This is a genomic window from Streptococcus sp. HMSC064D12, from assembly GCF_001837205.1.
Classification (GTDB): Bacteria; Bacillota; Bacilli; order Lactobacillales; family Streptococcaceae; genus Streptococcus; species Streptococcus salivarius_D.
Window position 1 is genome coordinate 1 of the sequence record NZ_KV831756.1, and the last position, 6,337, is coordinate 6,337.

The 6,337-nt window shown below is 36.7% G+C and carries 6 protein-coding genes and 1 pseudogene; all 7 read right to left on the reverse strand.

The window, feature by feature from the left end:
- Positions 1 to 56 precede the first annotated feature (56 nt).
- Positions 57 to 137 (reverse strand): annotated as a pseudogene (locus tag HMPREF2697_RS10410) (YihA family ribosome biogenesis GTP-binding protein); the annotation flags it as partial.
- A complete protein-coding gene (locus tag HMPREF2697_RS07855; RefSeq protein WP_070850274.1) occupies positions 133 to 2,094 on the reverse strand; it encodes a retron Ec67 family RNA-directed DNA polymerase/endonuclease in 1,962 nt (653 codons plus the stop codon). The pseudogene HMPREF2697_RS10410 and the gene HMPREF2697_RS07855, both read right to left, overlap by 5 nt.
- 283 nt (positions 2,095 to 2,377) lie before the next feature.
- Positions 2,378 to 2,977, reverse strand: coding sequence for a ribosome biogenesis GTP-binding protein YihA/YsxC (gene yihA, locus HMPREF2697_RS07860; RefSeq protein WP_002885996.1), 600 nt, complete (start codon positions 2,975 to 2,977; stop codon positions 2,378 to 2,380).
- A 9-nt stretch (positions 2,978 to 2,986) separates the two neighbouring features.
- Positions 2,987 to 4,213 (reverse strand): ATP-dependent Clp protease ATP-binding subunit ClpX, encoded by a 1,227-nt coding sequence (clpX, locus tag HMPREF2697_RS07865; RefSeq protein ID WP_049527417.1) that lies wholly within the window; start codon positions 4,211 to 4,213, stop codon positions 2,987 to 2,989.
- A gap of 17 nt (positions 4,214 to 4,230) precedes the next feature.
- Positions 4,231 to 4,401 (reverse strand): hypothetical protein, encoded by a 171-nt coding sequence (locus HMPREF2697_RS10415; protein WP_002886174.1) that lies wholly within the window; start codon positions 4,399 to 4,401, stop codon positions 4,231 to 4,233.
- A gap of 4 nt (positions 4,402 to 4,405) precedes the next feature.
- Positions 4,406 to 4,909, reverse strand: a complete 504-nt coding sequence (locus tag HMPREF2697_RS07870; RefSeq protein ID WP_004182957.1) for a dihydrofolate reductase — start codon at positions 4,907 to 4,909, stop codon at positions 4,406 to 4,408.
- Between the two features lie 108 nt (positions 4,910 to 5,017).
- Positions 5,018 to 5,878, reverse strand: a complete 861-nt coding sequence (locus HMPREF2697_RS07875; protein WP_004182958.1) for a thymidylate synthase — start codon at positions 5,876 to 5,878, stop codon at positions 5,018 to 5,020.
- Between the last annotated feature and the right edge of the window lie 459 nt (positions 5,879 to 6,337).

Sequence of the window (6,337 nt, forward strand, 5' to 3'; positions counted from 1 at the left end):
AGCACAGCTAGTGGTTTTCGTAAGATAAAAAAAACTCGGATTGCTCCGAGCTTTTCTTACAATTCTGCCAAAATCGTATCCCATGCTTCATCATAACCGTCACGTGTGACAGATGAAAAGACGATGAAATGGTCAATTCTTCCTATTGTTAGATTTTTGATAATAGTCTTTAATATTATTTTTTACTCCATCCAATAGAGGGATAAATTCAGTAAAGTCATACTTTGAATAATTTTTCAAAACATGTTTAGAGAAAATATCTTTTCCATAATGATTCGACCCTCCATGTTTAGAAAATTGTTTTCCTCGTAAAATAGGTGTTGAATTTCTCACGAGTAATAAGTCCTCAATATCTGAAAATACACCATTATTTATTTTAGGAATTAATGGGGTCGCCATTACATAGAGGGAATCTTTCTTAACAATTCTATCAAACGAACTATATCGAATCTGATTAAAATTATTTGTAGAAATGGCTAGATCTTTCGCAAAATTTGCAAAATTGTATAGTGGACCCTGAAGTTCATTATCAAACAAAAAAATAGTCGGATTATCTGGTGGCCTATTTGTTAATTTTTTAAAGTATTCAATATAATTAGGATAAACCACCTTTTCAACCTCGCCCATTTGAAATCTCTTTTTATCGGAAAAATATCTATACCAGTATTCAAAACCGGATCCCCCTTCTGGAACATTAAAAAGATACTCTATTGTATTTGAATGTTTCAAAAATTCAATTTTGAAAACAAAATCACTACCATTTTTTTCAATTAGTTCAGGGTATTTATAATATAATTTTTTCAATGCAGCCTTAATATATCTAGAATCAGTTTTTCCCTCAGTAACAATAATTGGTTTATCATTTCCATAAAAGTATCTATAAAATAAAAACTTTTTATATTCTTTTTCCCTAGAATTAAATAGAGACATATACATTTTTTTCTCTTCTTTTCCTATGGTATAAAATCCTTTTGGTAAATTATATGTATCATGTCTCGAATTATAATATAAATGCTTTCGAAGGTCTCTATTACTAAAAATATATTTCCAATAATATTTTGATTCTGATTTTTTTCCCGAATCTTTTCCTATCAAATATTTTTGAGCATCAAAATTATTCTTTATTAATGATTTTTTATATGATAAATAATTATTAAATTGATCGATCTGTTGAACAAAAGCAAATCTACCTATTAGCTGATTAATCGTGCCTTCTCTACCATCGATTTCAAACCTTTGACTCAAATATAACTTATGAGCCATTGCACGTGTATTTTTAATATACTCCCTTTTTACATTTATCTTTTTATTAACAACTAAACCTGTAACCTCTTGGCGCTGCATATTGTTACTTAAGCGTGTTTTTTTATTATTTATTTTAAAACCAGATGCCACAATTACTTTTTCTAATTCTGCAAGGAATTTATCTAATTCTTTAGTTGTCCTCAGCTTGTTTGAAGCTAATTCTCGATTTGTTGAAAAAGTCATATCATCTGCATATCTACTGTATGTAAAGCGATATTTTTTTGCAATTTTTACAATTCGATAATCTAAGATTCTAGCAATTAAATTTGTAATAATTGGTGAAGAAGGTGCCCCCTGCGGTAACTTTCCTTTATAACAAGCAATTTGTGCAATAACAGTCGCAACGTCTGAAGATACACAAAAATTTCTATCCTTAATAAAAAACCCCCTCACTCTTCCAAAATTAAAGCTGTCAAAAAAATCTTCTAAATCAATATTTAAGACATATTTTTTATTTCTATGTAACTTTGCATTGGTTATTATACTTTTATTCTTTTCATAAGCGTGCGATAAATTAGGTATTTTTTTATTCTTTACTTTTGACTCAGATTCTAAATCTTCAATGTAACAATCCCACAAGAGATTTGCCAACTTTTTTTGAAGTATTTTTAATTCCTTTTTAGGAGCGTTAATTGTTCTCTCTCCTCCACTTTTTTTAGGAATTGTAAAAGTCTCATATAGTTCCTCTGTACGCAAAACATACAATACATAATTCATAAATCTACTATTTGAAAATCCCAAAAGTCTTGCAAAATCATCCTTGGACTCAACATTAGTTAATTTATTCATAAAACCTCCCCATATAAAAAAAAAGCGTATGAAAACTCTTACGCGGACGACAGTATACAGATACCAACTTTTCAGCTGATGTCATTTAAGTCACCTGAACTTTTTCATTTTTTCTTAATAGGAAATATACTGGAGGAGCTAAACACCTTCAACACATTTTCATTATTACTTGCGAATCACAAGTCAAAAATCTAATCATACGCTTTTTTTATACTATCATAGAGACTTCTTTATGTCAATAAATGATAAAATTCAAAAAAACTCGGATTTCTCCGAGCTTTTCTTACAATTCTGCCAATATCGTATCCCATGCTTCATCATAACCGTCACGTGTGACAGATGAAAAGACGATGAAATGGTCATTTTTATCAAAATTGAGTTTTTTCTTAATGATAGATTCGTGCTTGTTCCATTTTCCACGAGGAATCTTATCAGCCTTAGTCGCTACGACGATAACTGGAATTTCATAATACTTGAGAAATTCATACATCTGGATATCGTCTTGAGTCGGTTCATGTCGAAGGTCAACCAGACTGACCACCACACGAAGATTGTCTCGAGTCACGAGGTACTCCTCAATCATTTTCCCCCATTTGGCACGTTCTTTTTTGGATACACGGGCATAACCGTAACCTGGCACATCCACAAAGCGTAACTTGTCGTCAATATTGTAGAAATTAAGCAACTGGGTTTTTCCTGGTTTCCCAGAAGTACGGGCGAGGTTTTTACGACCGAGAAGTGTATTGATAAAGCTTGATTTACCAACATTCGAGCGTCCTGCTAGGGCAACCTCAGGGAGGTCATCTTGGGGATAGTGACTCTTATTTGCTGCACTGAGTAAAATCTCAGCATTGTGCGTATTTAGGACTTGTTCTTCAGCCATAAGTCCTCCTTACGCTGTTTCCAAAACTGGAGCAGCTGTACCGTCAACAGCTTCTTTGGTAATACGAACCTTAGTCACATCTTCCTGGCTAGGAATTTCAAACATGACATCCATCATAACTTCTTCAATGATAGAGCGAAGCCCACGCGCACCAGTCTTACGTTCAATCGCCTTACTTGCAATAGCTTCAAGAGCATCCTGGTCAAACTCAAGTTCAACCCCATCATAAGACAAGAGGGTTTGATACTGTTTAACCAAGGCATTTCTAGGCTCTGTCAAGATACGAACCAAGTCGTCCACCGTTAACTGTTCAAGGGCCACAAGGACTGGCAAACGTCCGATAAACTCAGGGATAAGACCAAATTTTTGGATATCTTCAGCCACAATTTCCTGCATGTATGATGAGTCATCATCAATAGCCTTATTATTTTGACCAAAACCAATGATTTTCTCACCAAGACGTTGCTTAACGATATCTTCGATACCATCAAAAGCACCACCCACGATAAAAAGAATATTCTTCGTATCAATTTGAATCATCTCTTGGTTAGGGTGTTTACGACCACCTTGAGGTGGAACGCTAGCTACTGTTCCTTCGATAATCTTCAAGAGGGCTTGTTGAACCCCTTCACCAGAAACGTCACGAGTGATTGATACGTTTTCACCTTTTTTAGCAATCTTATCAATCTCGTCGACATAGATGATTCCACGTTCCGCACGTTCAATATTGAAGTCTGCCGCTTGGATCAGTTTGAGGAGGATATTTTCCACGTCCTCACCCACATAACCAGCCTCTGTCAATGATGTCGCATCCGCAATCGCGAAAGGAACATTCAAGCTTCGAGCCAAGGTCTGAGCCAAGAAAGTCTTCCCTGAACCGGTTGGTCCAATCATGAGAATATTTGATTTTTGCAAATCCACATCATTGTCTTCACGACTTTCTGTGAAGTTGATACGTTTATAGTGGTTGTAAACAGCTACCGCCAAAGCACGTTTAGCACGGTCTTGCCCCACGACATAGTTGTTCAAAATATCCAAAAGTTCTTTTGGCTTCGGAGTTTCAGCCAAGTCAGCCAAAACTTCTTCTGCCATTTCCTCACGAATGATTTCTTGTGACAAGGCCACACATTCGTTACAGATAAAGACGCCATTCCCAGCGATAATTTTCTTTACTTCTTCTTGGTTTTTGCCACAAAATGAACAATAAACCATTTCTTCATTACGATTTCCAGCCATTTATTCCTCACTCTTTTCTAAAATAGGGTGCCATAGAAGGCGTGAATAGTATTGACAAGGTTGGTAAAAGCATTTAAAAAGAGAAAAACTGCTAACCCATAACGTTTCTTGCGAAAGGCAGGAATGGCAGAGAGCACACAAAGTACTCCCAATAATGCAGTAAATAACCCAAAAACACTACGTTGCATGAACCTAGTCTCCTTCTTTTTCATAGCGACTTATGCTAAAGTCGTAGGCATTTTTATCATCCTTGGCCACTCGGTCACGTGATACCTCTTTAAATGCCGTCATATCTAGTTGTGGAAAATACGTATCTCCCTCTAAATCAGCCTCAATAGTTGTCTTGATGAATGCATCATAATGCCCATCAAAAGCCTTGTAGACACCAGCACCACCAGCAATATAGAGATCCTTATCTTGCTGTTCAAACCAAGCTAGGGCTTCCTCAACACTCGTAACGGTCGTTACACCCTCACAGTCGAAGTCCTTGTCTCGTGTCAAAATCAAGGTTTCACGTCCTGGTAGACAACGACGGTTCATGCCATCAAAGGTCACACGCCCCATGAGAATTGCTGAGCCCATGGTCGTTTTCTTGAAATGTGCCAGTTCAGCAGGCAAATGCCAAGGCATGGTGTGATTCTTCCCAATAACATGGTTATGAGCTTCCGCCCAAATAGCAATGAGTTGTTTAGACACAGTATTTCCTTTTCTTTTTAAGTTTACAATCCATTCTAACAAAAAAAGAGAAAAAGAGCTTGGAAAAAAGTTTGCCAGCTCTTTATGGACTTAAATTATCAACGTTTATTAAATTGCTAAGTCAAATTTGAGTTGAGGTTTAACAGGATCATAGTCAACCAATTCAAAATCTTCTGGTTTGATATCGAAGAAATTTGTCCCATCAGGAACATTGAGGACCAAACGTGGTTGGCAATCAGATGGTTGACGGTTGAGGAGTTCCTCGGCTTGCTCAAATTGATTGTCATAGATATGGAGGTTGTTGATGAAATAAAAGAATTTACCAACTTTCCAACCAAAGTGCTTGGCAATCATCATCTGAAGAGCCACATACTGCATGGCATTAATATGATGAGCCACCAGCATATCGTTAGAGCGTTGCGTCAAAGTGGCGTCCAAATAAATGTCCTCACCCACACGACGAACGTCAAACATGGTTTGGAAGGCACAAGGCTGAAGGCCAGCTGTCTCCTCGAAGGCCTCGTAATCCCAAAGGGAAATGACATTGCGACGGTTCCACGGATTAGCCTCCAACTGAGCCAGCAAACGGTTAATGATATCGTGCTTCTTAACGACCGCACCATAACGCTGACCAATTGAACGCTTGTCCCCATTATTGGCAGGCACGCCTTCAACTTCCCAATCATTCCAATAATGCACATTATACTTGTCTTCAAGGACATCTAGGCTGTTTGTCTGGTCTTGATAAATCCAAAACACTTCTTTGATAGCAGATTTGATAGCGATAGGACGAAGAGTGGTAATTGGAAACTCTCCCTTGCTCAAGTCATATTCTGCAAAAGCTCCAGTGATGTATTTGGAATTAGCTGTGGTGCCATCCTTGTATTTAGGACGTGCTTGCTCCGACCAAACGCCTTCTTCCATGATTTTAGTGATATTTTCTTTAAAAATAGTGTCTGCTTTTGTCATGATTTTCCTCTTTATTCTATTGAAAACAAAGTATTTTTTGAGACTTCCCTTAAGTGATTACGGACGTCTGCGAACTTCTTCGAAGTTCCAAGACTAATTTTTGAGCCTATGGTCTCAAAAATTCCGAGTGTCTGTAAACAAAACACTTTATTTACAGACACTTATCTCACAGCGGAAAGTCTCACTTAACGCTCGCAATGATTTCAATATATAACAACAATTTTACTTTTCTAACATAGCTAAAAAACAAGTAGATTACCACTTCAATTTTACCTTATTCTGGTGTAAATGAGAAATATAAGCTATGGAATAGCAAAAGTAAGTCGTGTAAAATCCCCCAGTTCCTATCAAAAACTCTAAGCAGGCTTAGCCTGCTAACTCATGACAGAAAAGAAAGTTCGGCTTATAGTTCGGCTTATAATGAAGGTGAACAATACCAATTCGTTGCATTTAATAGGG

Coding starts and splice junctions, on each gene's coding strand:
- HMPREF2697_RS07855 (WP_070850274.1), bottom strand. CDS start 2,094: ATGAATAAATTAACTAATGTTGAGTCCAAGGATGATTTTGCAAGACTT.
- yihA (WP_002885996.1), bottom strand. CDS start 2,977: ATGGCTGAAGAACAAGTCCTAAATACGCACAATGCTGAGATTTTACTC.
- clpX (WP_049527417.1), bottom strand. CDS start 4,213: ATGGCTGGAAATCGTAATGAAGAAATGGTTTATTGTTCATTTTGTGGC.
- HMPREF2697_RS10415 (WP_002886174.1), bottom strand. CDS start 4,401: ATGCAACGTAGTGTTTTTGGGTTATTTACTGCATTATTGGGAGTACTT.
- HMPREF2697_RS07875 (WP_004182958.1), bottom strand. CDS start 5,878: ATGACAAAAGCAGACACTATTTTTAAAGAAAATATCACTAAAATCATG.